Source organism: Saccharopolyspora oryzae, assembly GCF_027853915.1.
GTDB lineage: Bacteria > Actinomycetota > Actinomycetes > Mycobacteriales > Pseudonocardiaceae > Saccharopolyspora > Saccharopolyspora oryzae.
Genome location: NZ_JAQGLA010000025.1, coordinates 1 through 25,987 on the forward strand (window position 1 = coordinate 1; position 25,987 = coordinate 25,987).

The window sequence follows — 25,987 nt, forward strand, 5'->3', positions numbered from 1 at the left end:
TGATCTGCCTGGCCCGACGACGCTGCGACGTCCTGTTCGCCATGCTCAAAAACAAGACCCACTACCAGCCAACCCGACCCACGGCGCCCCCAGCAGCCGCTTGACAAAACCATAGGAACACCCCCCCAACCAGCACCATCACCTTGCCGCCACCCCTCTGACCTCCTGACCAGCACGGGGCGAGATGTTCAGGGTTCGACGAAGCAGGCGGACGGCGTAGAGCGCGTACCAGATTCCGGTGATTCCCAAGCCGATTCGTTGCCACAGGCCGTGATAGCGCCCCACCTGGGTGTCCATGTCGAAGCTGTTGGCGGCGACCACGATGGCGGCGGGGATCAGGATCGCGACGATGACACTGAGGACCGCCCATGCCAGTTCGCGGTTCCGCGCTGACCGGTACGCAACCGCGAGGACTGCGGCCGTCAGCGCGGCGAAGGTCGGGAACATGTTCAGGTTGTGCACCCAGCCCGACAGGGAGTAGTCGGTAGTCCCCTTGCTGCCGACCGGATAGCCCACGTAAGGGTCGGCGGTGAAGATCCCCTGAATGATGAGTTCCAGGCCGAAAGCACCGGCGAGCAACGGGATCGCCGCCGCGCCCGGACCGCCGGCGAGCACCCGTCGCAAGCCCACGGCGAAGGTGATGGTCAGCGCTCCGGTCGCGATGAAGTTGGCGATCTGGATCCAGCCCTGGTCGCCCAGGCTGAGCTCGCTCCCCCAGTGGTGCAGCGGATCGTAGCCGGAGCGCAGCTCGCCCTGGATCAGGATGACGACGATGAACAGCAGCGGAGCCATCCCGCAGGCGAGCAGAGCGCGGGTGACCCGGTCCGTACGCGCGGCCATGCACATCTCCTTAGCACTGTTAAATCCTTAACGACGCTAAGCTAGCTTTAGCACTGTTAAGGTGTCAAACCGTGGAGGACGCCAAGCGCAACGGGCTCGACCGCGACTCGGTGGTCGCAACGGCCCTGGATCTGCTCGACGAAGTCGGCCTGGACGGCCTGACGGTGCGACGGCTGGCGACCGAACTCGGCGTCAAGTCACCCGCGCTGTACTGGCACTTCCGCGACAAGCAGGAGCTGCTGGACCTGATGTCCCAGCAGCTCCAGACCGTCGGGGGCGGGACGCAGCCGCGCGAGGGCGAGCCCTGGCCGGAGTGGATCGCCCGGCTGGCCCACGAACGCCGCGCGCTCCTGCTCTCCCGCCGCGACGGCGCCCGGCTGGTGTCCGGCAGCAGCCCCGGCCCCGAGGTGGCGCGGAGGTTCGACGACGACCTGCGCGCGCTCTCGGAGTACGGGTTCAGCCCGGTCCAGGCGATGCGCGCGGTCATCGCCATCGGGCACTACATCACGGGCTTCGTCCTGGAAGAACAAGCCGCACAAGCACGCCCGCGCACCGAAAAGCGCCAGAAGCACCGCTCCCAGGAACAAACCGCTCCGCCAGAACGGTTGCCCTTCCTGGAGGCGGCCATCCGGGAAGGCGGACCGCCAGAAGGTCCCGAGGCCTTCGAACAGGGCTTGGGCATGCTCATCGACGGAATGCGAGCGCTGGCGAGAGAACCCTGACGCCCCTGGCCATTCCGCCAGCCGATCAAGTCATCGAGCGCACATCCGCGACGTCGTATTCGGCCACCGAGGCAGCGAGGACCCTGTTCGTCGCTGGGACCGCTGCTGTCTCGGAGCATGACCGCGGACTGACGCCGAACTCATTGGTGAAACGCGGTTCGGCCCTGCGCGGAGTTGAACTCCGAGCAGGGCCGAACCGCGTTGGAGCGTCAGTCCTTGATCTCGCAGAGGGTGGTGCCCTGGGAGACCGAGTCGCCCGGTTGGGCCGACAGGCCCGTGACCGTGCCCGCCTTGTGGGCCGTCACCGGGTTCTCCATCTTCATCGCTTCCAGGACCGCAATCTGCTCGCCTGCCTCGACCTGCTGGCCGTCGGTGACCGCGACCTTGACGATGGTGCCCTGCATCGGCGCCGTCACCGCGTCACCCGACACGGCCGCGCCGGCCTTGCCCGCGGAACGCTTGCGCGGCTTGGCCTTCCCGGCCGGTGCCGCGCCGGACACCGCCAGTTCGGCGGGCAGCGTGACCTCGAGTCGGCGGCCGCCGACCTCGACGGTGATGCTCTGCCGGGCTTCCGGCTCCTCGACCTCGGCGCCGCCGGTGAACGGCTCGATGGTGTTGTCGAACTCGGTCTCGATCCAGCGGGTGTGCACGGAGAAGCCGTCGGTGCCGGTGAACGCCGGGTCGCGCACGATCACGCGGTGGAACGGCAGGACCGTGGCCATGCCCTCGACGACCATCTCGTCCAGGACGCGGCGCGAGCGCTCCAGCGCCTGCTGGCGGTCCGCGCCGGTCACGATCACCTTGGCCAGCAGCGAGTCGAACTGCCCACCGATGACGCTGCCCGACTCCACACCAGCGTCCACCCGCACGCCCGGGCCCTGCGGCGCGACGAAGCGGGTCACGGTGCCGGGGGCGGGCAGGAAGCCGCGGCCCGCGTCCTCACCGTTGATGCGGAACTCGAAGGAGTGGCCGCGCGGCGCCGGGTCCTCGTCGAACGCCAGCTTCTCCCCCGCCGCGATGCGGAACTGCCCGCGGACCAGGTCGATGCCGGTGGTCTCCTCCGACACCGGGTGCTCCACCTGCAGCCGGGTGTTGACCTCCAGGAACGAGATCGTCCCGTCCAGCCCGACCAGGAACTCCACGGTGCCCGCGCCGTAGTAGCCGGCCTCCGAGCAGATCGCGCGGGCCGCCTCGTGGATGGTGCGGCGCTGCTCGTCGCTGAGGAACGGCGCCGGGGCCTCCTCGACCAGCTTCTGGTGACGGCGCTGCAGCGAGCAGTCGCGGGTGCCGACGACGACCACGTTGCCGTGCTGGTCGGCCAGCACCTGCGCCTCGACGTGGCGCGGCCGGTCCAGGTAGCGCTCCACGAAGCACTCGCCGCGCCCGAACGCGGTCTCGGCCTCGCGCACCGCCGAGGCGTAGAGCTCGGGAATCTCCTCGATCGTCCGGGCCACCTTCAGACCGCGGCCACCACCGCCGAAAGCGGCCTTGATGGCCACCGGCAGCCCGTGCTCCTCGGCGAAGGCGACCACCTCGTCGGCACCGGACACCGGGTTCTTGGTGCCGGGCACCAGCGGCGCACCGGCGCGGGTGGCGATGTGGCGGGCGGTGACCTTGTCGCCGAGGTCGCGGATCGCCTGCGGCGACGGGCCGATCCAGATCAGGCCCGCGTCCAGCACCGCCTGGGCGAACTCGGCGTTCTCCGACAGGAACCCGTAACCCGGGTGCACCGCGTCGGCTTCCGCCCGCTTGGCCGCGTCGATGATCTTGTCGATGTTCAGGTACGACTCGCCGGGCGTGGAACCGCCCAGCGCGAAGGCCTCGTCGGCCATCCGCACGAACTGCGCGTCGGCGTCCGGCTCGGCGTACACGGCGACGGAGGCGATGTCCTCGTCCTTGCAGGCGCGGATCACCCGCACCGCGATCTCACCGCGGTTGGCGATCAGAACCTTGCTGATCGGCGTCACGTCCACAGTGGTCAACCCCTCATTTCCCGGCGCGACGCCGGACATCTGGCGAAAACTTGTCTGAACACCTCAGCCCGGCAGCGCCGAAGCGCGCCAAGCGTGCGGGCCGGGGCGCAGCGGTCGCCGCCCCGCCGGGTGGCGGACCGCCGCGGCCGGGTCGCCCCACAGCGACATCGGCTCGCTCTCCGGTTCCGCCGGTGCGGCCTTGGCCGCGGCCAGCCCGGTCAGCGCTGCGGTCAGCGCGGCGAGCTCGACCTCGTCGGGATCACCGCGCACGATGCGCAGCACCGGCCGCTCCGGTGCCGCGTCCGCGTCGTGGCTCATTGCGCACCTCCTCGGGCAGGCGTCACAGCGGGATGTTGCCGTGCTTCTTGGCGGGCAGGCTCTCGCGCTTGTCCCGCAGCATCCGCAGCGACCGCGCCACGTACCCGCGGGTGAACGACGGCGGGATCACCGAGTCGACGTAACCGCGCTCCGCCGCGACGTAGGGGTTGCACAGGGTGTCCTCGTACTCCTGCTGCAACTGCGCGCGCACCGCTTCGACGTCCTCGCCGTTGTCCACGGCCTCGGCCAGCCGGCGCCGGTAGAGGATGTTGACCGCGCCCTGCGCGCCCATCACCGCGATCTGCGCCGTCGGCCAGGCCAGGTTGACGTCCGCGCCCAGGTGCTTGGAGCCCATCACGTCGTAGGCGCCGCCGTAGGCCTTGCGGGTGATCACGGTGACCAGCGGGACGGTGGCCTCGGCGTAGGCGTAGAGCAGCTTCGCGCCGCGGCGGATGATGCCGTTCCACTCCTGGTCGGTGCCCGGCAGGAAGCCCGGCACGTCCACGAAGGTCAGCACCGGGATGTTGAACGCGTCGCAGGTCCGCACGAACCGCGCGGCCTTCTCGCTGGCGTCGATGTCCAGGGTGCCGGCGAACTGGGTGGGCTGGTTGGCCACCACGCCCACCGGGTGGCCCTCGACGCGGCCGAAGCCGGTGACGATGTTCGGCGCGAACAGCGCCCCGACCTCCAGGAAGTCCTCGTCGTCCACGACGCGCGAGATGACCTCGAGCATGTCGTAGGGCTGGTTCGGCGAGTCCGGGACCAGGGCGTCCAGCTCGCGATCGGTGTCGTTGATCGAATCCGCGATCGCGCCACCGGCGACCTCGGCGTCGAACACCGGCGCCTCGGCGAGGTTGTTGCTGGGCAGGAACGACAGCAGCTCCTTGACGTAGCCGATCGCGTCGTCCTCGTCGGCGGCCAGGTAGTGCGCGTTGCCCGAGCGGGAGTTGTGCGTGCGGGCGCCGCCGAGCTCCTCGAAGGTGACGTCCTCACCGGTGACCGTCTTGATCACGTCCGGACCGGTGATGAACATGTGCGAGGTCTGGTCGACCATCACGGTGAAGTCGGTGATCGCCGGCGAGTACACCGCACCGCCCGCGCACGGGCCCATGATCAGCGAGATCTGCGGGATCACGCCGGAGGCGTGGGTGTTGCGCTTGAAGATCTCGGCGTAGAGGCCCAGCGCCGCGACGCCTTCCTGGATCCGCGCACCGCCGGAGTCGTTGATGCCGATCAGCGGGCAGCCGGTCTTGAGCGCCAGGTCCATGACCTTGACGATCTTCTCGCCGAAGACCTCGCCCAGCGAACCGCCGAAGACGGTGAAGTCCTGGGAGAACACGCACACCTTGCGGCCGTCGACGGTGCCGTAACCGGTCACCACGCCGTCGCCGTAGGGGCGGTTGGCGTCCAGCCCGAAGTTGGTGGAGCGGTGCCGCGCGTGCTCGTCGAGCTCCACGAACGAGCCCGGGTCCAGCAGCAGGTCGATGCGCTCGCGGGCGGTGTACTTGCCCTTCTCGTGCTGCTTGGCCACCGCGCGTTCCGAGCCGGCGTGCACCGCCTCGTCGTTCCGCCGGTACAGATCCGCCAGCTTGCCCGCGGTCGTGTGGATGTCCGGCACGTCCACCGGTGGCTGACCGACCGGCTCCGTCGCGCTGCTCATGCAACCAACCCGTCCTCGTTACCTGCTCGACCCCAGTATCCGCGCACGACGGCGATCTCGGCGCACGCAGCACTGGCCATCGCGGAGATTAGTGGGACGGGTACGCCGAAGTCAATCCGGAAGTGACCAGCGCCTAGTCCGCGCCCACCGCCATCTAGCTGCCAATTCGACGGTTAAGTGAACGGCGGATAGCCGCGCCCTAGATCAGTCGACGGGCGTGTCCAGCATCAGCGCCGCGCCGACCCGCAACAACGCCTCGACGTCGCGGACCGCGCCGGTGCGCGCCATGTCGTTGGCCACCGTCAGCGCCGCCTGCACCAGGATCCGGGAACGCACCTGGTCCAGCTCCGGCCGCGCCTCGCACAGCAGCCCGACCCACTCGGCGACGTAGGCGTGCTGGGTCTGCCGCGCCCGGTGCCGCTCGTCGTCGGGCAGGTGGTTGACCTCGCTGACCAGGATGTCGATGAAGCGGCCGTGGTCGAAGGCGAAGGTGATGTAGGAGCGCAGCAGCTCGCGCAGCGCGTCGTCGGCGGCCGGGGTGCTGGCCAGGGTGCGTTCCAGCTCCACCTCCAGCCACGCGTTGCCGCGGGTGATCACCGTGCCGAGCAGCTCCTGCTTGCTGGCGAAGTAGTTGTAGAGGCTGGGCCCGGCGATCCCGGCCGCCGCGCCGACGTCCTCGGTGGTCACCTTGGTGTAGCCGGCGTCGGAGAACAGCCGCGTCGCCGCCGCCAGCAGCAGGCGGCGCCGGGAGGCGCGGCTGGCGAACAGCGCCGACCGCTGGTCGGAGCCGGCGCGGCGCTCGGCGAACCGGTGCGGGGCCTGGTTGCCGATGACCACCACCATCGCCCGCAGCAGCTGCTCGAACTCCCGCCTCGGCAGGTCGACCTGGTGGTAGGAGGGGCTGGTCAGCACGCTGAACGTGCACCAGGCGCGGAACCGGGCGTCCTGGCCGGTCAGCTCGGGCCGGAAGGCGCGGGCCACCTCGGACAGACCGCTGGCGACCTCGCGCAGCTCGTCGCGCAGCGCGTCGCGCTGCTCATCGGGGAGCTGCCGGGCCTCGCGCTGCCAGAGCACGCCCAGCTGGCGGTGCTCCAGCGCGGCCGCGGCGAGCCGGTCCACCACCTGGTCCAGGTCGGTGACCTCGGCGGTGATCTCGCTGAACGGCCGCAGCTCGTCGAGCACGACCCGGGTCAGCAGCTGCTGCTTGCCCGCGAAGTGCCGGTACAGCGCCGAGGACCCGACCCCGACGGCTTCGGCGATGTCGCTCATGCCCACCCGCGCGTAGCCCTGCCGGTAGAACAGGTCCGCGGCGGCAGCGGTGATCAGCGCGCGCCGGTTGCGCGGACGCGTGTTGCGGGCGGGCGGATTGGTCACCTCGGGCATCGCGTCCTTCCTCTCCCGGGCGGTCCCGAGCATACTTGCGCACTGCTCGCGCCCGGTGCCAGAGAAGCATGGCAGACCGCACCCGTTAGCAGCCGCTGAGCTGGCGCTCAATACGCAGAACCCTTATCCGGCAGGCCTTTCGATCGCGCCCGTGGCACGTGATACTTCGGCATCACCACCGCACGACCAGGAGCCGCCGCATGCCGCCAGAGAACGCCGACCTGATCGCAACCGGGGTCACCGGTCTCGCCGCACGGCTGCGCGGCGGAGCGCTGTCCAGCCGCGATCTGGTGTCGGCCAGCCTGGAGCGGGCCGCGGCGCTGGACGAGCTCAACGCCCACATCACCCTCGCCGAGGACGCCGTCAAACGCGCCGACGCGCTAGACCAGCAGCTCGCCGAACGCGGACCGGTCGGCCCGCTGCACGGGATTCCCTTCAGCGTCAAGGACAACTACCGGACCGCGGGCATCAGGACGACCGGCGGCATGGGCGTGCTGCGGGACTGGACGCCGGACACCGATGCCGCGGTGGTGCAGCGCCTGACCGACGCTGGTGCGGTCATCGTCGGCAAGACCAACATGCACGAGTACAGCTTCGGCATCACCTCGGACAACCCGCACTTCGGCCCGGTGCGCAACCCGGTCGACCCGACGCGAAGCGCGGGCGGTTCCAGCGGCGGATCCGGCGCGGCGGTCGCTGCGCGGATCGTGCCTGCCGCCATGGGCACCGACACCGGCGGATCCGTGCGCATCCCGGCCGCGGTGTGCGGCGCGGTCGGGCTGAAGCCGACACGCGACCGGTTGCCGCTGGACGGCGTGCTGCAGGTGTCCTACGGCTTCGACGTGCCCGGGCCGATCACCCGGGACGTCACGGACTCCGCGCTGCTGATGCACGTGCTCACCGGTGGCGAGACGGTGGCGCCATCGGCGTTGCCGACCGATCCCGCGGCGCTGCGCGGTGTTCGCATCGGCATTCCGGTGGGCGACTACTGGGCGGACAACCACCCGGAGGTCGAGCGGGTGTACCGCGAGGCCGCGCAGCGGTTCGTCGACGCGGGCGCCGAACTGCGCGAGGTGACCGTCGAGCACGCCGAGATCGGCAGCGAGACCGGTTTCCTGATCGCCACTCCGGAAGCGGTCGTGCTGGTGGCGGAGTTGTTCCGCGAGCGCGGGCTCGGCTCGATCGAGCAGCGCCTGGACGATTTCGGCGCCGACGTCGCAGCCCTGCTCCGCAGCCAGGTCGGCGCGGACGCCTCGCCCGTTCCCGCGCACGAGTACCTGGACGCGATCAACGAGACCGTGCCCGCCATCCGCCGCGGATACCTGACCGCGCTGTCCGATGTGGACGTTCTGCTCACGCCCACCGCGCCTGCTCCGGCGATCCCGTTGGCGGAGACCGGTCTGATGCAGCACAACGGGCGGTCGGTCGATCCGTTCCCGACGTTCGTCCGCTACACCTTCGGGCTCAGCGTGATCGGCCTGCCGGCCATCTCCGTCCCGGCGGGGACCACGAGCGACGGCCTCCCGGTGGGCGTGCAGCTCGTCGGCGCCCACCACGCCGAATCAACGCTGCTGCGCCTGGCCCGGGCCTTCGAGCACACCTCGGACTGACCGGTCACCAGCGCCAGCGGGTGGCGGCAACGAGTTCCTCGGGGTCCGCGTCGGCGAAGCGCTCGGCCTCGGCTCGGCGGACGGTGAGCATCGCGTCGTGCATTTCGGGGCCCATCGCATCGGCCAGCACTGCTGAGGCCGCCAGCGCGTCAGCGGCCTCGGCCGGGTTCGTGGGCAGGCGCCGGATTCCGGCCGACTCCCGGGCGCGCTCGTCGAGCGCCGCCGGGTCGCCGGTGACTTCGCCGGGAAGCCGCAGTTCCTCGCGCACACCGGCGAGACCGGCAGCGAGCACCGCACCGACCGCGAGGTAGGGGTTCGCGGTGGCGTCGAAGCACTTCACCTCGGCGTTCGCGGCCCACTGCTCGGTGCCGGTCGTACCGGTGATCAGCCGCAGCGCCGCCTCGCGCGCCTCACGACCCCACACCTGCCACACCCCGGCCCAGCTGGACGGCTTCAGCCGCAGGAAGCTCGCCGGGTTGCCGGCACCGATGGCCAGCAATGCGGGCAGTTCCCGCAGCACACCGGCCAGGAACGCCTCCCCCGCCGGGCGCAGCCCGTGCGGGCCCGAACCGCCGGCGAACAGGTTGCCGTCCTCGTCGTGCACCGACAGGTGCAGGTGTCCACCAGAACCGCCGCCACCGGGCACCAGGCAAGGCGCGAAGCTCGCCCGCCAACCGTGCCGCCTCGCCACCGAGCGCACGGTGTGCCGGACCAGCACCGCGTCGTCGGCGGCAGCGACCGGGTCGGACGCCGCCACCGAGAGCTCGACCTGGCCGAGCGCGTACTCCGGGTGGAACTGCTGGACGTCCAGCCCCTGCTCGTGCAGGGCGGCGGCGAGCTCGCGGGCGTAGCCGGCGGTGGCTTCCACCCGGATCTGACCGTAGGCAGGTCCGTCGAAGGCCGGGACGAAGTCCTCGGTGTCGTCCCGGCCCAACACCCACTCGTGCTCGAAAGCCGCGGAGGCCGTCAGCCCGAGGTCAGCGGCGGCCCGGACCTGCCGGGCGGCGAACGCGCGCTGGCACCCGACGAACCGCTCTCCGTCCTGGGTGAACTTGTCTGCGGGCGCCCAGGCCCAGCCCGGCAGCGCGGCCAACCGGACCAGCCGGTGCACGTCCGGCACCAACCGCAGGTCGCCGTCCGGGCCACCCAAGTAGCGGCCGGGCACCATCACGTCGTCGAAGGTGAAGGTCTCGAAGCACGGCGAGGCGCCGACCCCGAACCGCGTCGCAGCGGCCAACCGCTCCAGCGGCACGGCCTTGACCCGCACGTTCCCCGCATTGTCCACAAAAGACAACTCGATGAGGCTCACGCCGTCGTCGCGCAATCGCGCGATGACGGCGGTCAACCCCACCGGCTCGGACGCCGGAATCCGATCAGCCACACCGCCACCGTAGCCACCTCGGGCGGCTCAGGACACCCGGAACCGACCGGTCAGGATCCCAGCCCCAAGCGCTGCCGCTCCGGGAAGTACCAGCGCATGACCTTGCGCAGGTTGTCGGAGTCGGGGCGCGCCCAGTTGCGCATCAGCTCGGCGCCGAAGGAGATCGCGGTGACCGGCTGCGCCCCGGCCGAGATCATCCGGTCGAACGCGCGGTCGTGCGCCACCGGACTGATCCCGCCGACCGCGTCGGCGACCGGGTGGACGTCGTAGCCCTCGGCGAGCATGTCCAGCACCGGGAAGGTCAGGCACACCTCGGTCCAGAGGCCTGCGATGACCACCTTGCGGCGGCCCGAGCCCTCGATCGCACCGCGGAAGTCCGCGTCCTCCCAGGCGTTGACGCCGGTGCGGTCGATCTCCTCGACCCCCGGCAGCTCGTCCAGGATCCGCTGCGACGTGCCCTTGTTGACCCCCATGTCGACGCCGACCGTGGAGACGACGACCGGGACGTCGTAGGCCGTGGCCAGCTTGCACAGGGCGAGCACGTTCAGGTCGATCTCCTCGCGGGTGCTGGAGGTGACCGTGGAGTACTGCTCGGGTTGGAAGTCGATCAGCGCCACGACGCAGTTCTCGGGCGTGAGCAGGTGGTCGGTCCGGGGATCACGTCGGGGTTCGGGCTGGGTCTTGGCCATGGCGGTCTCCTCTCCGAGCACGGGCTGTGTCCGGCACCGCGGTTGTGGACAGCCCACGCTTGGGAACGTGCGTCTACGATCTCGCCGACGCCGGGAGGGCGCCACCCGCTGCGGGCAGCGCCCTCCACCCGGGATCAGTTCTGGGCCAGCAGCTGCTCGAAGGAGACGACGTCCTCGAACGGGTCCGCGCCGGCCGCGACCGGGCGAGCCGCGATCAGGGCCGCGAACTCCCCCGCCGCGCGGTCGATGCGGTCGGCCAGGGCCGTGCCGTCGCCACCGTTGCCCCAGTCCTCCGACGCCGCGTAGACCGCCGTCGGCACCACGGTCGCGCGCAGGTAGCTGAACATCGGGCGCATCGCGTGCTCGAGCGCCAGCGAATGGCGTGGCGAGCCGCCGGTGGCACCCATCAGCACCGGCTTGCCCACCAGCGATTCGTTGTCCACCACGTCGAAGAACGACTTGAACAACCCGCTGTAGGAGGCCTGGAAGATCGGCGTCACCGCGATCAGCCCGTCGGCCGCGGCCACGTCGTCGAGCACCTCCCGCAGCTCGGTGCCGGGGAACCCGGTGACCAGGTTGTTGGCGATGTCCTTGGCGTGGTCGCGCAGCTCCACCACCCGGGTGCGCACCGGCAGCTCCCGCTCGGTGGCGGTGGTCAGCCGATCGGCCAGCAGCCGGGTCGAGGACGGCTGGCTCAAGCCCGCCGAGACGACGACCAGCTTCCGCTCAGTCACTTCGCAGCCTCCATCTTCTTCGCGTCCTTCGCCGCCAGCAGGGAGGCGTGCGTCGGCGCCTCCGGGACGTGGCTGGGCCGCCGCGACTCGAATTCCTTGCGCAGCACCGGGACGACCTCCTCGCCGAGCAGGTCGAGCTGCTCCAGCACGGTCTTGAGCGGCAACCCGGCGTGGTCCATCAGGAACAGCTGGCGCTGATAGTCGCCGACGTAGTCGCGGAAGCCCAGGGTCCGGTCGATGACTTCCTGCGGGCTGCCCACGGTCAGCGGCGTCTGCTCGGTGAACTCCTCCAACGTCGGCCCGCCGCCGTAGACCGGCGCGTGGTCGAAGTACGGCCGGAACTCGCGCACCGCGTCCTGGGAGTTCTTGCGCATGAACACCTGGCCGCCCAGACCGACGATCGCCTGGTCCGCCGAACCGTGGCCGTAGTGCTCGAACCGGCGGCGGTACAGGTCCACCATCCGCGCGGTGTGCTCCTTGGGCCAGAAGATGTGGTTGTGGAAGAAGCCGTCGCCGTAGTAGGCGGCCTGCTCGGCGATCTCCGGGCTGCGGATGGAGCCGTGCCAGACGAACGGCGGGACGTCGTCCAGCGGGCGCGGCGTGGAGGTGAAGCCCTGCAGCGGGGTGCGGAACTTGCCCTCCCAGTCGACCACGTCCTCGCGCCACAACCGGTGCAGCAGGTGGTAGTTCTCGATGGCCAGCGGGATGCCCTGGCGGATGTCCTGGCCGAACCACGGGTACACCGGGCCGGTGTTGCCGCGGCCCATCATCAGGTCCACCCGGCCCCCGGCCAGGTGCTGCAGCATCGCGAAGTCCTCGGCGATCTTCACCGGGTCGTTCGTGGTGATCAGGGTGGTCGAGGTGGACAGGATCAGCCGCTCGGTGCTGGCCGCCACGTAGCCGAGCATGGTGGTCGGCGAGGACGGCACGAACGGCGGGTTGTGGTGCTCACCGGTGGCGAAGACGTCCAGGCCGACCTCCTCGGCCTTCAGCGCGATCCGCACCATCGCCTTGATCCGCTCCGCCTCGGTGGGGGTGCGGCCGGTGGTCGGGTCCGCGGTGACGTCGCCGACCGTGAAGATCCCGAACTGCATGTCAGCTCCCTCGCTACCAGATCCCGCCCATTTAGTACGAGATGCAACTACTTCCGTGAACGATTCTTCCCTACGAGCTATTCCCGGCGCCAGTCGGTACCGGCGGGACGCACGTCACAGCGGGCACCCCGACGCGCCCGGGCATGTCGGCACCGGCACAACAGCTCGCCGTCGTGGGGGCTGCGTAAGATGCGCGCCGTGGCTTCCCCGGACCTGGCGATCAGCGATGCGCAGCAAGTCCTGCAGCGGGTGTTCGGCTACGACTCCTTCCGCGGCGAGCAGCAGGAGATCGTCGAGCACGTGGTCGGAGGCGGCGACGCGCTCGTCCTGATGCCCACCGGCGGGGGCAAGTCGCTGTGCTACCAGATCCCCGCGCTGGTGCGACCCGGTGTCGGGATCGTCGTCTCACCGCTGATCGCGCTGATGCAGGACCAGGTGGACGCGCTCAACGAGCTCGGCGTCCGAGCCGGCTTCCTCAACTCCACCCAGAGCTACGAGCAGCGCCGCGACACCGAGCAGGCGTTCGTCGCCGGCGAGCTCGACCTCCTCTACCTGGCGCCGGAACGGCTGAGCCTGGACTCGACGCTGGAACTGCTCGACCGCGGCGAGGTCTCGCTGTTCGCCATCGACGAGGCGCACTGCGTGGCGCAGTGGGGCCACGACTTCCGCCCCGACTACCTCAACCTGTCGGTGCTGCACCAGCGCTGGCCCTCGGTGCCGCGCATCGCCCTGACCGCCACCGCCACCCCGGCGACCCGCAGCGAGATCGCCACCCGGCTCGAGCTGACCGAGGCCCGGCACTTCGTCGCCGACTTCGACCGGCCCAACATCCAGTACCGGATCGTGCCCAAGAACGATCCGCGCAAGCAGCTGCTGCAATTCCTGCGCACCGAGCACGCCGGGGACGCCGGGATCATCTACCGGCTCTCCCGCGCCGAGGTGGAGCGGACCGCGGAGTTCCTGGTCGCCAACGGCATCGACGCGCTGCCCTACCACGCCGGGCTGGACAAGCAGGTCCGCGCCAAGCACCAGGCGCGGTTCCTGCGCGAAGAAGGCCTGGTCATGGTCGCCACCATCGCCTTCGGCATGGGCATCGACAAACCCGACGTGCGCTTCGTCGCGCACCTCGACCTGCCCAAATCCGTCGAGGGCTACTACCAGGAGACCGGCCGCGCCGGCCGCGACGGACTGCCCTCCACCGCCTGGATGGCCTACGGCCTGCAGGACGTGGTCCAGCAGCGCAAGCTGATCGACCTCTCCGACGGCGACGAGGCGCACCGCCGCATGCAGTCCCGGCACCTCGACTCGATGCTGGCGCTGTGCGAGACCGTGAGCTGCCGCCGCACGCAACTGCTCGCCTACTTCGGGCAGGACCACCCGGACGCCTGCCAGAACTGCGACACCTGCCTGAACCCGCCGGAGTCCTGGGACGGCACGGTCGCCGCGCAGAAGCTGCTGTCGACCGTGGTGCGGCTCGACCGCGAGCGCAACCAGCGGTTCGGCGCCGGGCAGATCATCGACATCCTGCGCGGCAAGAAGACGCCGAAGGTCGAGCAGTTCCGGCACGACTCGCTCAGCGTGTTCGGCGTCGGCTCCGACCTGAGCGACAACGAGTGGCGCGGGGTGATCCGCCAGCTGCTGGCGCAGCGCCTGATCTCCGTCGAGGGCGACTACGGCACGATCGTGCTCACCGGGACCAGCGGTGAAGTGCTGCGCCGGGAAGACCCGCGCCAGGTCCTGCTGCGCACCGAACCCAAGCGCGTCGCGTCGACGCCCAAGGCGAAGGCCGCGAAGCAACCCCCGCAGGAGATGCCCGCCGAGGCCGAACCGGTCTTCCAGAAGCTGCGCGCCTGGCGCCTGGCCACCGCGCGCGAAGAGGGCAAAGCGCCGTTCATCATCTTCCACGACTCGACGCTGCGCCAGATCGCCGCAGCTCAGCCGTCCACCCTCGACGAGCTCGGCGGCATCAGCGGGATCGGCGAGCAGAAGCTCAACAAGTACGGCCAAGCCGTGCTCGACGCCCTCGCCGCGGAGGAGTGATCACGGGGCGAGGTGCTCCAGGACCAGCACCTGCGCCTCGCCGACGACGAAGCCGAGTGCGGCGCCGGTGGCGATGAGGGTTCGCTCCTCCTCGCGGAACGCGGGGCGCAGCAGCTCCTCGAACTCCGAGGCGTCGAGCTCCTTCATCTTGCCGACCAGCGTGTTGCGGATGTCCATCGCGTCGGCCGCGTAGTCCTCGACGTAGCCCATCGTCTCCGGCAGCTTGGCCATCAGCAGCTCCGAGACCCGGTGCTTGAGGTCCTGGTAGCGGCGCCCGCCGATGGCGAGCACGAGCAGCGGCTTGGCGATGCTCGCGCGGCGGCTGAGCTCGTCGTCGACCTGGCGCTGCACCAGGGCCATCACCTTGTCCGACATCGGGCCCCGCAGCACCGCCTCGATGACGTTGCGCGGGGTGATGATCTCGGCGGCGATCAGCTCGCAGTAGGCCTCGGCCACCTCGTCGCGGCGCTTGTGGAACAGCCCCTGCCACTCGAACCCGAAATAGCGCTTCGGCCGCTGCGGCCGGAAGATCATCTTGAGCGCGAGCCAGTCGGTGAACCAACCGGTGAACAGGCCGAACAGCGGCATGATGAGCGGCACCTTGAACACCACCCAGGCCGACATCTGCACCACGCCGATCAGCGCGCCGAACACCGCGCCGGACCGGCGGATGAACTGGAACTCCTTGCCCCCGGCCTGCAGGAAGATCCGGTTCAGCAGCTCCTTGTCCCGGACCAGGCTGGTGACCACCATGTCCTTGAGGTCGAAGACGTTGTCCACATCGGACTTGATCTCGCCGAGCACCTCGGACAGCAGCCGGGGCGCGTCGGCCTGCACCCTGCTGATCACCGCGCGCTGCACACCGCGCGGCATCGACTCCCACAGCCCCGGCTGGTAGGCCGAGGCGACCTCGCGGACGATCTCCTCGATGGTCTGGCGCAGCGGCTCTTCGACCTCGGCGACGATCCGCTCGGGATCCAGCCGGTCCAGGACCTCCTGCGGCTGGATCAGCTGCTGGGTGAGCGTGTCGCAGGCGACGCCGGCCATCTTCGCCGCGTGCTTGGGCACGATGCCCTGCCAGCCGAGGAACGGTTTGATCCCCTTGAACTCCACCGGGCCGAACATCATCCGGATGGCGAGCACCTTGGTGACGTAGCCGATGAGCGCCGCCACCACCGGGATGGAGAGGTAGACGGGCCAGTGCGCGGCGAAGTCCTGGATGATCGCGTTCATCCGGCCCCTAACTCGGAGCTGGGGTCGCACCGCTGCCAGAACCGGGTGCCGAGCGCCGACATCCGCACGCTGCGCCGCACCACCTTGGTCGGTTTGGGCGAGCTCAGCGCCTCGCGCACCCGGGTATCGGTCTGCAGCAGCTCGTACTGGTCGTCCACGTCCGGCAGGGCCGGGCCGATCTCGACCAGGCCGAGAGACTGCAAGCGGGTCAGGTAGTGCGGGGTTTCCTCCGCCAACGACACACCCACGGAACGGCCCACGGTCGAACCGTTGCGCAGCACTATTCGGGCGTTTCCGCCCACCACGCCGCGTTCGGCGACGTGCAGCACCGGGTACGACGAACCATCGCCCAGACCTGCGAGGATGCGGGCCTCGTCCGGTGTGATGAGGCGCAGGATGCCCGAGTAGAGGTCTTCGGTGGCCTCTTCGCGGCCGGTCATGGCCGAGCGGTACAGCAGCTCGCCCATCCGCTCGCGCAGGTCCTGCCCCTTCGGGGCGTCCTCGGTCTGATCGTCCGGATCATCGGGCGCCGGGTCGGTCTCTTCCTCGGAGTGCGACTCGACTTCCTCGAGCCACTGCCGCGCACCGGTGGCGATCGCCCGCTCCACGGTCCGGAATCCGCGCTCCACCTCGGCCCCACCGGGCAGCTGCCGCACCAACCCGAACCCGATGCGCGCGAGCCCCCAGCTCGTCCTGGCCGTCCACCCGATCAACTCGCCGAGCGCATCGGACTGCGACCCGTCCGCCCGATGACCGTCCAACCCGCATTCCTCCGCTCCGGAAACACCGAACACCGGGTCGACCCAGCGCTGAGTGATCGGAGCATAACCAGCGCACCCCGGCAAAAGCGAGCACCGGCGGGCGGGGTCAGAACTCGAAGCCGCCCGGCTTCCCGTTGCGGTCGGCCAGCAGCCCGGCGAGCGTCGCGATGGCGATCTCCGGCGGAGTCCGGGAGCCGATGTTCAGGCCGATCGGGCGGTGCACGCGCGCGATCTCGGCATCCGGCACACCGAGCTCCCGCAGCGCCGCGACGTGCGGGCCCTCGTGGCGCGGGTTGCCCATGACGCCGATCCACCGGACGTCGCGCTTGAGCACGTCCTGCAGCACCGGCCCGAGTTCCTCGCGGTGGTGGTCGGTCACCACGACGTCGACGCCCGGCCCCAGCTCCGGCACCTCGGTCACCGCGTCACCACCGGCCGCCGCTGCCCGCTCGGGGTCCGGTTCGACCAGCGAGACCCGGAAGCCGAGATCCCGGCCGTATCGCAGCAGGTGCTCCGCCACCGGCGACGCGAACACCGCCACCAGCGCGCGATCACCCGCATCCACCTGCACTTCACCGTGCGCCACCGCGCACGCAGCATCCTCGGTCATGGCGCCGAGTGTGCCAGCAGCGACCGGCCGGAACCACCCCCGGACTCCACTGTGGACATCAGAGCCGGGTGGCGCGGGCCAACCAGGCGGGCAGATCCACCACCGCGTTCTCCTCGACGCCCAACGCAGCGGCGTGCTCCCCCACCGCGACACCCCGGTAGCGGCGCTCCTCGATCCCCTCCAGCCGCCAGCCCGGCACACCGAACGCCTCGCGCACCACCGCCTCCGAGATCTCCGGGCCGAAGCCGGGCCCGGTATCGGCCAGGGCCAAGACGTGGACGGCCGCACCCGGTCGGCACACCGCGTGCAGGCTGCGCACGTACTTCTCCCGGTCCTCCGGCCCGAACACGTGGAACAGCGCGCTGTCCACGACGGTGTCGTACGGGCCACCGTCCAGCGCCAGCGCGTCAGCGATCTCGAACCTGGCCTCGACCTGGTGCTCGGCCGCGTTGGCGCGCGCACGCTCGATCGCCGGGCGGGAGAAGTCCACGCCCAGCACGTCGTAGCCCAGTTCGGCCAGCAGGATCGTGTGCTCACCGGCGCCGCAGCCCGGATCCAGCACCTTCCCGCCGATGCCGCCACGGCGCTCCAGCTCGACGATCGCCGGTTGCGGCTCGCCGATCACCCAGGGCGCCGCGTTCTCCTCGTAAGCGGTGTCGAACACCGTCCGGTCCAGCGAAGTCCCCATGCCCACAACCTCTCCACGAACCATCTGCCGCTCACAACGTGCAACTTCCACTCCACTCGAAGTCAACGCCCCTCGCCCACCGGCGATCCGAGTGACTCAGGCCACTCCTGTGGCTGATGGGAATTACCTGGAGGGGGCTTACGTTGGTTGATACGAGACGACTCAAGTAGATGGCGGCGGAAGCCAGCAACACCGTCGCGAGGAGGTTAGGCATGGCGACGTTCTTCGGACCGGCTGGTGGCCCGTTCGACGAGTACTTCGCGCGATTCTTCGGAGCCGACGACGCCTCGTCCGGCTCCCGGCGGATCGACATCACCCAGCTGATGACCGAGCAGGCCCAGCAGCTGGTCAGCGGCGGTGCCCGCTTCGCGCGGGACCGCGGCCAGACCGACCTGGACGCGCTGCACCTGCTGTGGTCCGCCACGCAGGAGGAACCCACCCGCGCCCAGCTGAAGCAGGTCGGCGTCGACCCCGACGCGTTCGCGGCGGAGGTCGAGGCGCACCTGCCCGCAGCCGGTGACGCCGCCGGCGATCGCCCGGTGACGCTGACCCTGGCGGCGCGCACGGTGCTCGCCGACGCCCACCGGGTCGCCCGCGCGCTCGGCTCCACCTACATCGGCCCGCTGCACGTGCTGCTGGCGATGTCGGCGAGCCCCGACTCCGAGACCGGACGGCTGCTCGGCTCGGCAGGTGCCGGCCCCGAGGCGCTGCGCGCCGCGGCCCAGCGCCCGCAGGTCGAGCAGGAACAGCCGAACGCGGACAGCAACACCCCCACCCTCGACCAGTACGGCCGCGACCTGACCGCGCGGGCCCGCGACGGCGAGCTGGACCCGGTGATCGGCCGCACCGACGAGATCGAGCAGACCGTGGAGATCCTGTCCCGGCGCACCAAGAACAACCCGGTGCTGGTCGGCGAGGCCGGCGTCGGCAAGACCGCGATCGCCGAAGGCCTGGCCCAGCGCATCGTCGCCGACCAGGTCCCGCAGGTGCTCAGCGGCAAGCGGGTGGTCCAGCTGGACCTGTCCGGCATGCTGGCCGGCACCCGCTACCGCGGTGACTTCGAGGAGCGGATGACCAAGGTCATCGACGAGATCGCCGAGCACCGCGACGAGGTGATCGTCTTCGTCGACGAGCTGCACACCGTGGTCGGTGCCGGTGGCGCCGAGGGCGCGATGGACGCGGGCAACATGCTCAAGCCCCGCCTGGCCCGCGGCGAGCTGCACGTCATCGGGGCGACCACGCTGGACGAGTACCGCAAGCACATCGAGAAGGACCCGGCCCTGGAGCGCCGGTTCCAGCCGGTGCAGGTGCCCGAGCCGAGCGTGTCCGACACCGTGCTGATCCTGCAGGGCCTGCGCGAGAACTACGAGGCGCACCACCAGGTCCGCTACACCGAGGAAGCGGTGCAGGCCGCGGCCCGGCTGTCCGACCAGTACATCAACGACCGGTTCCTGCCGGACAAGGCGATCGACCTGATCGACCAGGCCGGGGCCCGCAAGCGGTTGGCCGCGCTGGCACCGGACGACGCCGAGCTGCGCAGCCGCATCGAGCGGCTCGAGCAGCAGAAGGACGACGCGGTCGCCGCGGAGGACTACGAGCGGGCGTCGGCGCTGCGCGACGAGATCAACCAGGCCCGGTCCGGGCTCGGCGACGCCGGGACCACCGGGGAGCTGGAGGTCACCGCCGAGGACATCGCCGAGATCGTGGCGCGGGCGACCGGGGTTCCGGTCAGCCGGTTGACCGCCGCGGAGAAGGAGCGGCTGCAGGGCCTCGAGCAGGAGCTGCACGAACGCGTGGTCGGGCAGGACGACGCGGTGCGGGCGCTGGCCCGCGCGGTGCGGCGCTCGCGCAGCGGGCTCGGCGACCCGAACCGCCCGGTGGGCAGCTTCCTGTTCCTCGGGCCGACCGGGGTCGGCAAGACCGAGCTGGCCAAGGCGCTGGCCGAATCGCTGTTCGGCGACGAGCAGCGGATGATCCGGCTGGACATGAGCGAGTTTCAGGAACGGCACACCGCCAGCCGGCTGGTCGGCGCCCCGCCCGGGTACGTCGGCCACGGCGAGGCCGGTGAGCTGACCGAGGCTGTGCGGCGGCACCCGTACTCGGTGGTGCTGCTCGACGAGGTGGAGAAGGCGCACCCGGACGTGTTCAACACGCTGTTGCAGGTGCTCGACGACGGTCGGCTGACCGATGGTCAGGGACGCACCGTGGACTTCAGCAACACGGTGCTGATCATGACCAGCAACCTGGGTTCGGAGGTCATCTCCAGCCCCGGCGGCAAGATCGGCTTCACCGCCACCGACGCCGCACCGGCGCTGGACGAGCGGATCATGCCGCGGCTGCGCGAGGCGTTCCGGCCGGAATTCCTCAACCGCATCAACGAGATCGTGGTGTTCAAGCGGCTCGACGGCGAGCAGCTGCACACGATCACCCGGATGCTGCTGGGGCACACCGTGCGGCGGCTGGGCGAGCTGGGCATCGACGTCGAGTTCGACCAGGCGGCGGTGGCCTGGATCTCCGAGCGCGGCTACCAGCCGGAGTTCGGTGCCCGACCGCTGCGGCGGGCGATCGAGCGCGAGGTCGACGACCGGATCAGCGACCTGATCCTGGACGGCGAGCTCGCCGAGGGAGCCAGGCTGCGGGTCTCGGCCGCCGACGGCGAGCTGACGCTGCAGGTCGACCAGCCGGTCGTGGCCTGACGCCCAGCCGAACGGGGCGGGCACGTGCGACGTGCCCGCCCCGTTCTCGCTCGTCCGGGCGCGCTCACCCGGCCAGGCCCGTCAGGGCAGGACCGACCGCACGGCCTCGGGCGTGCGGGCCACCACGGTGGTCCCGTCGTCGGCGGTGATGATCGGACGCTGGATGAGCTTCGGGTGCTCGACCATCGCTTCGATCCACCGGTCCCGGTTCTCCGGGTCCTTCGGCCAGGTCTTCATCTCGAGCTCCTTGGCCACCGCCTCGTTCGTCCGGACGATGTCCCAGGGCTCCAGCCCGAGCCGGTCGAGCACTTCGCCCAGCTCCGCCGCGGTGGGCGGTTCGTCCAGGTAGCGGCGCACGGTGTACTCCGCTCCCGCCTCGTCCAGCAAGGACACGGCCGACCGGCATTTCGAACACGCCGGGTTGACCCAGATCTCCATTCCCACTCTCCCCACACGCGGAACCCGATGCGCCGATCTTGCCAGGCCCACGACCAACCTCGACTACCGCACGAGGCACAAAACTGGGCGGGCCGATGGACCCTTCACAGGCGCCACGATCGTTGCAATACTTGTTCAAGGAGGCGGATATCCGTGGAGGCGCCATGCTACCCAGGGACGAGCGTCGCCGCCTGAAGGAGATCGAGAACCAGCTCATGGGCGACGACCCGAAGCTGGCTCGGAGGCTGACCGAAACCAGCACGCTGCGCCGGTTGTGGCTGCAGCTGTCGCCGCGAATGCTGCTGGTCCTGGTGGCGGCGGCGCTGGTTGTCGTGTGCCTCTTCCTCGGCGAGGGCGGCGGCATGTTCTTGTCCGCAGCGCTGGCCTTGATCGCATTCGTCTCCCGGAACTGGCAGATCCGGCTGGAATGAAGCGCGTTCCCGATCTTTGGGAGGATCCCGCGCAGCGTTGACGCTGGCGCGCGGGCATTGCGAGCATCTGCGGTGTGACCGGACGCATTGCGTTGACCTGGCGCTTGCACGTCGATCTTCGACGGCAGGCCAGCTCCGCGTGTCGTCCCCGCTGATCTCCCCGCACTGATCCGCCCCGCTGCCCGGCGCGCCCGTCGCCGCACTGCTCGGGGCCACTTCCTCCTGCCCGCTTCCCGTGAAATCGGAGCAATCGATCGTGCGCCGTCGTGATTTCCTGACCGTGCTCGCCCTCTCCTCGACCGGACTCCTCGCCGCCTGCGGACGATCCGATCCTCAGCAAGCACCGGTTCCCGCACCCGTCAGCCCTCAGCAACTCGCCGCGGTGACGCTGCGCGTCGGTGACCAGAAGGGCAACTCCCGGTCGCTGCTGCGTTCCGCAGGCCTCGACGACTTCCCCTACGCGGTGCAATGGGCCACCTTCCCATCCGGGCCGCCGTTGCTGGAGGCGGTTTCGGCGGACGCCGTGGACATCGGCGGCGTCGGCAACACGCCACCTCTGTTCGCCGCTGCCGCCAAGGCCAAGATCCGGGTCGTCGCGGCGTCCAAGGGCAACGTCGAGAGCGACGCCCTCGTGGTGCTGCCGGGCTCCCCGCTGCAGCAGGTCGAACAGCTGCGCGGCCGCAAGATCGCAGTGGCCAAGGGAAGTTCCGCGCACGGCCAGATCCTCCTGACGCTGCGCAAAGCCGGACTCACCCCGGACGACGTCGAACTGGTGTACCTGCAGCCCTCCGACGCCATGGGCGCGTTCAAGAACGGCTCGGTGGACGCGTGGGCCATCTGGGACCCCTACTTCTCCCAGATCCAGCTCGAGTCCAACGTCCGGGTGCTCGCCGACGGTCGCGGCACCGCCAACGGCCTGAGCTTCCAGGTCGCAGGACCCGCCGCGCTCGCCGACGCCGGCCGGAACACGGCGATCGCCGACTACCTGGTGCGACTGGCCAAGGCACAGCGATTCGCCGACGCCAACCGCGAGCAGCGCGCGCAAGCGTGGGCCGAGGACACCGGTCTGCCCATCGAGGTCACCCGGCGGGCCACCGAAACCGGACCGGACCTGCCGACACCGCTGGACGCCGAGGTGATCCGCTCCGAGCAGGAGCTCGCCGACGCGTTCGTGGCCGCCAAGGAAATCCCGCGACGATTCGAGTTCGCCGAGTTCGTCGACACCAGGTTCGCCGAACAACTCGCCGCAGTCTGAGCAGACCGGAGCCGAAGATGACCGTCACCACCCACTGGTTCCTGCCCACCCACGGCGACGGCCGGTCCATCGTGGACCGCCCACACGTGACAGCCTCCGGCGCGGACACGCCCCGCCAGCCGGACATCGACTACCTGGCGCAAGTCGCGCAGGCCGCCGAGCACCTCGGGTTCACCGGCATGCTCACACCCACCGGCAGCTGGTGCCAGGACGCCTGGATCACCACCGCTGCGCTGCTGGCCCGCACCCGGCGGATCAAGTTCCTGGTGGCCTTCCGCCCCGGTTCGCTGACCCCGACGCTGGCCGCCCAGCTCGCCGCCACCTACCAGCGGGTGTCCGGCGGCCGCCTGCTGCTCAACATCGTCACCGGTGGCGAATCCACCGAACAGCAGCGCTACGGCGACTGGCTGGACCACGACCAGCGCTACGAGCGCACGGACGAGTTCCTGGCCGTGCTGCGCGGGATCTTCGACGGCGAGCCGGTCGACTTCGACGGCGAGCACTACCAGGTCCGGGGCGCGACCGCCTTCGAAGCGCCCGACCCGCAGCCGCCGCTGTACTTCGGCGGCTCCTCCGACGCCGCGCTACCGGTGGCCGCCCGACGCGCGGACGTGCACCTGACCTGGGGCGAACCGCCGGATGCCGTGGCGCGGAAGGTGAAGCTGCTGCGCGAGCTGGCCGCCGAGGCGGGGCGCACCCTGCGGTTCGGCATCCGCGCGCACGTCATCACGCGGGACACCAGCGCGGACGCCTGGGCCACCGCGCAGCGGTTCGTCGACCAGATGGATCCCGCCGACGTCGCCGCCTCGCAGGCGAAGCTCAGCGCCACCGAGTCCACCGGCCAGCGCAACATGGTCGCCCTGCACGGCGGGGTGCTGCGCAGCAACGCTCGCGAGCTCGAGATCCACCCCGGTCTGTGGGCCGGCGTGGGACTCCTGCGAGGTGGGGCGGGCACGGCGTTCGTCGGCAGCCACCGCGAGGTCGCCGACCTCATCGAGGAGTACCACTCGGTGGGCATCGAGGAGTTCGTGCTCTCCGGCTACCCGCACCTCGAGGAGGCGTACTGGTTCGGCGAGGGCGTCCACCCCGAGCTCGCCCGCCGCGGCCTGCGCTAGGCCAGGGCGATGTCCTGCGGCCGCACCGGGACCCTGGCCAGCTCCAGACCGGTGGCGGCGCGCAGGGCGTTGACGATCGCCGGGGTCGACGACAGCGTCGGCGGTTCGCCCACGCCGTTCAGACCGTACGGCGAATCGGGGTGCGGGAACTCGTACAACGAGATCGGCATGCTCGGCACGTCCAGGATCGTCGGGATCAGGTAGTCGGTGAACGACGGGTTGCGGATGCGGCCGTTCTCGTCGAGCAGGACCTCTTCCATCACGGCAAGGCCGAGGCCCTGCGCGCTACCGCCCTCGATCTGCCCGGCCACCGACAGCGGGTTCATCGCCTTGCCGACGTCCTGCGCGGTGGCCAGCTCGACCACCTTCACCAGACCTAGATCCACATCGACGTCGACGACCGCGCGGTGCGCCGCGAAGGCGTAGGCGATGTGCGCGTCCCCCTGGCCGGTCTCCGGGTCGATGGTCGACGTCGGCCGGTGGTGGAACTCGAAAACGCGCTCCACCTCACCGGAACTGACGAGGTCGGCGATCGACATCAGCGCGGTGCCGCTGGAGTCGACGACGTGGTCGTCACGCAGCGCCAGCACCTCGGCCGGTTGGCCGGTGCGCGCTGCCGCGCGCCGCAACAGCTCCTGCGCTACCAGTCGGCAGGCCCCCTGCACCGCGCCACCGGACATCCAGGTCAGGCGGGAGGCGGACGCCGAACCCGCGTCCCCGATCGCGGTGTCCGCCGGCAGCACCACCACTCGGGACACGCCCAGCTCGGTGTTGGCGATCTGGCACTGCACCGTGGTGACGCCCTGGCCGCATTCGGCCGCCGCCGTGTGCACCGACGCCACCGGCTCACCTCCGGCAGCCGACACCACCACTCGTGCAGTGGAGATGTCGTCGACTCCGCCGGAGTACCCGATCGCCTTCACCCCGATCGCGTAGCCGACGCCGCGGCGGATGCCCTCGCCGTGCGAGGTGTTGGACAGCCCGCCAGGCAGCAGTTCCGGATCCGGCGGTGGCATCGGGCGGTCGCGCAGGTCCGCCAGCAGCTCGGCGACCGGCGCCGGGCCGTCCACCGCCTGGCCGGTGGGCAGCACCGTTCCGGTCGTCATCGCGTTGCGCAGCCGCAGTTCCAGCGGATCCAGGCCGAGCTCGCGGGCGAGTTTGTCCATGTTGGACTCGCAGCCGTAGGTGGACTGCACCGCGCCGAACCCGCGCATGGCCCCGCACGGCGGGTTGTTGCTGAACGCGGCGAAACCATCGATCTCCGCGTTGGGCACCTCGTAAGCACCGGCGACGAAGTAGCAGGCGTTGGCGATGACCACCGGCGAGGTCGAGGTGTACGCACCACCGTCCATCACCAGCTCCGCCTTGACGTGCACCAACTTCCCGTCCCGCGTCGCGCCGTGCTCGAAGCGCATCTTGGCCGGGTGGCGGTGCACGTGCCCGAAGAACGACTCCTCCCGGTCGTAGACCATCTTCACCGGTTTGCCCAGCCGCAGCGCCAGCATGCACGCGTGGACGTGCACCGAGAGGTCCTCGCGTCCGCCGAACGCGCCGCCTACCCCGGCCAGCGTCAGGCGCACCTTGTCGACGGGCAGCGCGAGGCAGGGGGCGATCTGCTCCAAGTCCTTGTGCAGCCACTGCGAGGAGACGTGCAGCTCGACACCACCGTCCTCGGTGGGCAGCGCCAACCCCGATTCCGGCCCCAGGAACGCCTGGTCCTGCATGCCGACCTCGTACTCACCGCTGACCACCACATCGGCCCGGGCACGCGCGGCGGCGACGTCGCCGTGGCGGATCTTGACGTGGCGGACCAGGTTCCCCTCCGGGTGCACCCGCCTGGTGGCCCCGTCCAGAGCCCGCTGCGCGTCCGTCACCGGTTCCAGGAGCTCGTAGTCGACCTGGACGAGCGCGGCGGCGCGCTTCGCGGTCCGCGGGTCGTCCGCCGCGATCAGCGCCACGGGTTCTCCCTGGTAGCGGACCTCGTCGATGGCCAGCACCGGCTGGTCCGCCACCTTCATCCCGTAGGTCTTCGCACCGGGCACGTCCTCGTGCGTCAGGACCGCGTGCACCCCGTCCAGCGCCAACGCCTTCCGCACGTCGACGGACCGGATGCGCGCGGCGGCGTGCGGGCTGCGCAGCGTGGTCCCCCACACCATGCCGGACACCCACAGGTCCGACGAGTAGGCGAACTGGCCCGTGACCTTCAGCGTTCCGTCCGGGCGGGGCGTGCTGCGCCCCACCGCCCCGGCTCGCTCGGTGCTGATCGTGCGGTGGACGGACTGCTCACGCATGCCTGCTCCCTACTAGCGGCCGGAT

At 70.5% G+C, this 25,987-nt stretch carries 22 protein-coding genes; 7 read left to right on the top strand and 15 right to left on the bottom strand.

Annotated elements, in window-relative coordinates; translation table 11 throughout:
* Positions 1-138: 138 nt before the first annotated feature.
* A complete protein-coding gene (locus tag OU415_RS17165) occupies positions 139-792 on the bottom strand; it encodes a DUF998 domain-containing protein (RefSeq protein WP_270949835.1) in 654 nt (217 codons plus the stop codon).
* Positions 793-911: 119 nt separating this feature from the next.
* Here OU415_RS17165 and OU415_RS17170 point away from each other — a divergent pair, with 119 nt between their 5' ends.
* On the top strand, positions 912-1,562 hold the full coding sequence (locus OU415_RS17170) for a TetR/AcrR family transcriptional regulator C-terminal domain-containing protein (protein WP_270949836.1): 651 nt from the start codon (positions 912-914) through the stop codon (positions 1,560-1,562).
* 209 nt (positions 1,563-1,771) lie between these two features.
* Here the strand turns inward: OU415_RS17170 and OU415_RS17175 are convergent, their stop codons facing one another.
* From OU415_RS17175 to OU415_RS17190, 4 genes are all read right to left on the bottom strand, one after another.
* Positions 1,772-3,574: an acetyl/propionyl/methylcrotonyl-CoA carboxylase subunit alpha gene (locus OU415_RS17175; protein WP_270949837.1), complete on the bottom strand. Its 1,803-nt coding sequence runs from the start codon at positions 3,572-3,574 to the stop codon at positions 1,772-1,774.
* A gap of 24 nt (positions 3,575-3,598) precedes the next feature.
* Positions 3,599-3,853, bottom strand: coding sequence for an acyl-CoA carboxylase epsilon subunit (locus OU415_RS17180; protein WP_270949838.1), 255 nt, complete (start codon positions 3,851-3,853; stop codon positions 3,599-3,601).
* A 22-nt stretch (positions 3,854-3,875) separates the two neighbouring features.
* Positions 3,876-5,513 carry an acyl-CoA carboxylase subunit beta gene (locus OU415_RS17185; protein WP_270949839.1) on the bottom strand — a complete coding sequence of 546 codons (1,638 nt, stop codon included), beginning with the start codon at positions 5,511-5,513 and terminating at the stop codon, positions 3,876-3,878.
* A gap of 204 nt (positions 5,514-5,717) precedes the next feature.
* The gene (locus OU415_RS17190) at positions 5,718-6,896 is read right to left on the bottom strand and encodes a TetR/AcrR family transcriptional regulator (protein WP_270949840.1); all 1,179 of its coding nucleotides are present in this window, start codon (positions 6,894-6,896) and stop codon (positions 5,718-5,720) included.
* Between the two features lie 200 nt (positions 6,897-7,096).
* On the opposite strand from OU415_RS17190, the gene OU415_RS17195 reads away from it, so the two are divergent.
* Entirely contained in the window at positions 7,097-8,506 is a 1,410-nt protein-coding gene (locus OU415_RS17195) for an amidase (RefSeq protein ID WP_270949841.1), read from the top strand.
* Positions 8,507-8,510: 4 nt separating this feature from the next.
* Here OU415_RS17195 and OU415_RS17200 read toward each other — a convergent pair whose 3' ends face one another.
* The 4 genes from OU415_RS17200 to OU415_RS17215 form a co-directional block, all read right to left on the bottom strand.
* Positions 8,511-9,887, bottom strand: a complete 1,377-nt coding sequence (locus OU415_RS17200; RefSeq protein WP_270949842.1) for a type I glutamate--ammonia ligase — start codon at positions 9,885-9,887, stop codon at positions 8,511-8,513.
* 50 nt (positions 9,888-9,937) lie between these two features.
* A complete protein-coding gene (locus tag OU415_RS17205; RefSeq protein ID WP_270949843.1) occupies positions 9,938-10,576 on the bottom strand; it encodes an isochorismatase family protein in 639 nt (212 codons plus the stop codon).
* 134 nt (positions 10,577-10,710) lie between these two features.
* On the bottom strand, positions 10,711-11,310 hold the full coding sequence (locus OU415_RS17210) for an FMN reductase (RefSeq protein ID WP_270949844.1): 600 nt from the start codon (positions 11,308-11,310) through the stop codon (positions 10,711-10,713).
* Positions 11,307-12,404: an LLM class flavin-dependent oxidoreductase gene (locus tag OU415_RS17215; RefSeq protein ID WP_270949845.1), complete on the bottom strand. Its 1,098-nt coding sequence runs from the start codon at positions 12,402-12,404 to the stop codon at positions 11,307-11,309. The genes OU415_RS17210 and OU415_RS17215 overlap by 4 nt, the downstream gene beginning before the upstream one ends.
* Positions 12,405-12,593: 189 nt before the next feature.
* Here OU415_RS17215 and recQ point away from each other — a divergent pair, with 189 nt between their 5' ends.
* Positions 12,594-14,444: a DNA helicase RecQ gene (recQ, locus tag OU415_RS17220; protein WP_270949846.1), complete on the top strand. Its 1,851-nt coding sequence runs from the start codon at positions 12,594-12,596 to the stop codon at positions 14,442-14,444.
* On the opposite strand, the gene OU415_RS17225 is transcribed toward recQ, so the two are convergent.
* The 4 genes from OU415_RS17225 to OU415_RS17240 all read right to left on the bottom strand — a co-directional run bounded on the left by OU415_RS17225 (position 14,445) and on the right by OU415_RS17240 (position 17,736).
* Positions 14,445-15,677 (bottom strand): DUF445 domain-containing protein, encoded by a 1,233-nt coding sequence (locus tag OU415_RS17225; RefSeq protein ID WP_270949847.1) that lies wholly within the window; start codon positions 15,675-15,677, stop codon positions 14,445-14,447.
* Positions 15,674-16,438: an Abi-alpha family protein gene (locus tag OU415_RS17230; RefSeq protein WP_270949848.1), complete on the bottom strand. Its 765-nt coding sequence runs from the start codon at positions 16,436-16,438 to the stop codon at positions 15,674-15,676. Before OU415_RS17230 ends, OU415_RS17225 begins: the two co-directional genes overlap by 4 nt.
* A 106-nt stretch (positions 16,439-16,544) precedes the next feature.
* Positions 16,545-17,048 carry an XdhC family protein gene (locus tag OU415_RS17235; protein ID WP_270949849.1) on the bottom strand — a complete coding sequence of 168 codons (504 nt, stop codon included), beginning with the start codon at positions 17,046-17,048 and terminating at the stop codon, positions 16,545-16,547.
* A gap of 58 nt (positions 17,049-17,106) precedes the next feature.
* Complete coding sequence (locus OU415_RS17240) at positions 17,107-17,736, bottom strand: class I SAM-dependent methyltransferase (protein ID WP_270949850.1); 630 nt, start codon at positions 17,734-17,736, stop codon at positions 17,107-17,109.
* Positions 17,737-17,948: 212 nt separating this feature from the next.
* On the opposite strand from OU415_RS17240, the gene OU415_RS17245 reads away from it, so the two are divergent.
* Positions 17,949-20,432 (top strand): ATP-dependent Clp protease ATP-binding subunit, encoded by a 2,484-nt coding sequence (locus OU415_RS17245; protein ID WP_270949851.1) that lies wholly within the window; start codon positions 17,949-17,951, stop codon positions 20,430-20,432.
* 81 nt (positions 20,433-20,513) lie between these two features.
* Here the strand turns inward: OU415_RS17245 and OU415_RS17250 are convergent, their stop codons facing one another.
* Entirely contained in the window at positions 20,514-20,870 is a 357-nt protein-coding gene (locus tag OU415_RS17250; RefSeq protein ID WP_270949852.1) for an arsenate reductase family protein, read from the bottom strand.
* A 164-nt stretch (positions 20,871-21,034) separates the two neighbouring features.
* On the opposite strand from OU415_RS17250, the gene OU415_RS17255 reads away from it, so the two are divergent.
* The 3 genes from OU415_RS17255 (at position 21,035) to OU415_RS17265 (ending at position 23,671) form a co-directional block, all read left to right on the top strand.
* Positions 21,035-21,301 (top strand): DUF3040 domain-containing protein, encoded by a 267-nt coding sequence (locus tag OU415_RS17255; protein WP_270949853.1) that lies wholly within the window; start codon positions 21,035-21,037, stop codon positions 21,299-21,301.
* A 256-nt stretch (positions 21,302-21,557) separates the two neighbouring features.
* A complete protein-coding gene (locus OU415_RS17260; protein ID WP_270949854.1) occupies positions 21,558-22,556 on the top strand; it encodes an ABC transporter substrate-binding protein in 999 nt (332 codons plus the stop codon).
* A gap of 17 nt (positions 22,557-22,573) precedes the next feature.
* The gene (locus OU415_RS17265) at positions 22,574-23,671 is read left to right on the top strand and encodes an LLM class flavin-dependent oxidoreductase (RefSeq protein WP_270949855.1); all 1,098 of its coding nucleotides are present in this window, start codon (positions 22,574-22,576) and stop codon (positions 23,669-23,671) included.
* Here the strand turns inward: OU415_RS17265 and pucD are convergent.
* Complete coding sequence (pucD, locus tag OU415_RS17270; protein ID WP_270949856.1) at positions 23,668-25,962, bottom strand: xanthine dehydrogenase subunit D; 2,295 nt, start codon at positions 25,960-25,962, stop codon at positions 23,668-23,670. The genes OU415_RS17265 and pucD overlap by 4 nt on opposite strands.
* Between the last annotated feature and the right edge of the window lie 25 nt (positions 25,963-25,987).

Coding starts and splice junctions, on each gene's coding strand:
- OU415_RS17165 (WP_270949835.1), bottom strand. CDS start 792: ATGGCTCCGCTGCTGTTCATCGTCGTCATCCTGATCCAGGGCGAGCTG.
- OU415_RS17175 (WP_270949837.1), bottom strand. CDS start 3,574: ATGTCCGGCGTCGCGCCGGGAAATGAGGGGTTGACCACTGTGGACGTG.
- OU415_RS17180 (WP_270949838.1), bottom strand. CDS start 3,853: ATGAGCCACGACGCGGACGCGGCACCGGAGCGGCCGGTGCTGCGCATC.
- OU415_RS17185 (WP_270949839.1), bottom strand. CDS start 5,513: ATGAGCAGCGCGACGGAGCCGGTCGGTCAGCCACCGGTGGACGTGCCG.
- OU415_RS17190 (WP_270949840.1), bottom strand. CDS start 6,896: ATGCCCGAGGTGACCAATCCGCCCGCCCGCAACACGCGTCCGCGCAAC.
- OU415_RS17195 (WP_270949841.1), top strand. CDS start 7,097: ATGCCGCCAGAGAACGCCGACCTGATCGCAACCGGGGTCACCGGTCTC.
- OU415_RS17205 (WP_270949843.1), bottom strand. CDS start 10,576: ATGGCCAAGACCCAGCCCGAACCCCGACGTGATCCCCGGACCGACCAC.
- OU415_RS17215 (WP_270949845.1), bottom strand. CDS start 12,404: ATGCAGTTCGGGATCTTCACGGTCGGCGACGTCACCGCGGACCCGACC.
- recQ (WP_270949846.1), top strand. CDS start 12,594: ATGCGCGCCGTGGCTTCCCCGGACCTGGCGATCAGCGATGCGCAGCAA.
- OU415_RS17225 (WP_270949847.1), bottom strand. CDS start 15,677: ATGAACGCGATCATCCAGGACTTCGCCGCGCACTGGCCCGTCTACCTC.
- OU415_RS17235 (WP_270949849.1), bottom strand. CDS start 17,048: ATGACCGAGGATGCTGCGTGCGCGGTGGCGCACGGTGAAGTGCAGGTG.
- OU415_RS17240 (WP_270949850.1), bottom strand. CDS start 17,736: ATGGGGACTTCGCTGGACCGGACGGTGTTCGACACCGCTTACGAGGAG.
- OU415_RS17245 (WP_270949851.1), top strand. CDS start 17,949: ATGGCGACGTTCTTCGGACCGGCTGGTGGCCCGTTCGACGAGTACTTC.
- OU415_RS17250 (WP_270949852.1), bottom strand. CDS start 20,870: ATGGAGATCTGGGTCAACCCGGCGTGTTCGAAATGCCGGTCGGCCGTG.
- OU415_RS17255 (WP_270949853.1), top strand. CDS start 21,035: ATGCTACCCAGGGACGAGCGTCGCCGCCTGAAGGAGATCGAGAACCAG.
- OU415_RS17265 (WP_270949855.1), top strand. CDS start 22,574: ATGACCGTCACCACCCACTGGTTCCTGCCCACCCACGGCGACGGCCGG.
- pucD (WP_270949856.1), bottom strand. CDS start 25,962: ATGCGTGAGCAGTCCGTCCACCGCACGATCAGCACCGAGCGAGCCGGG.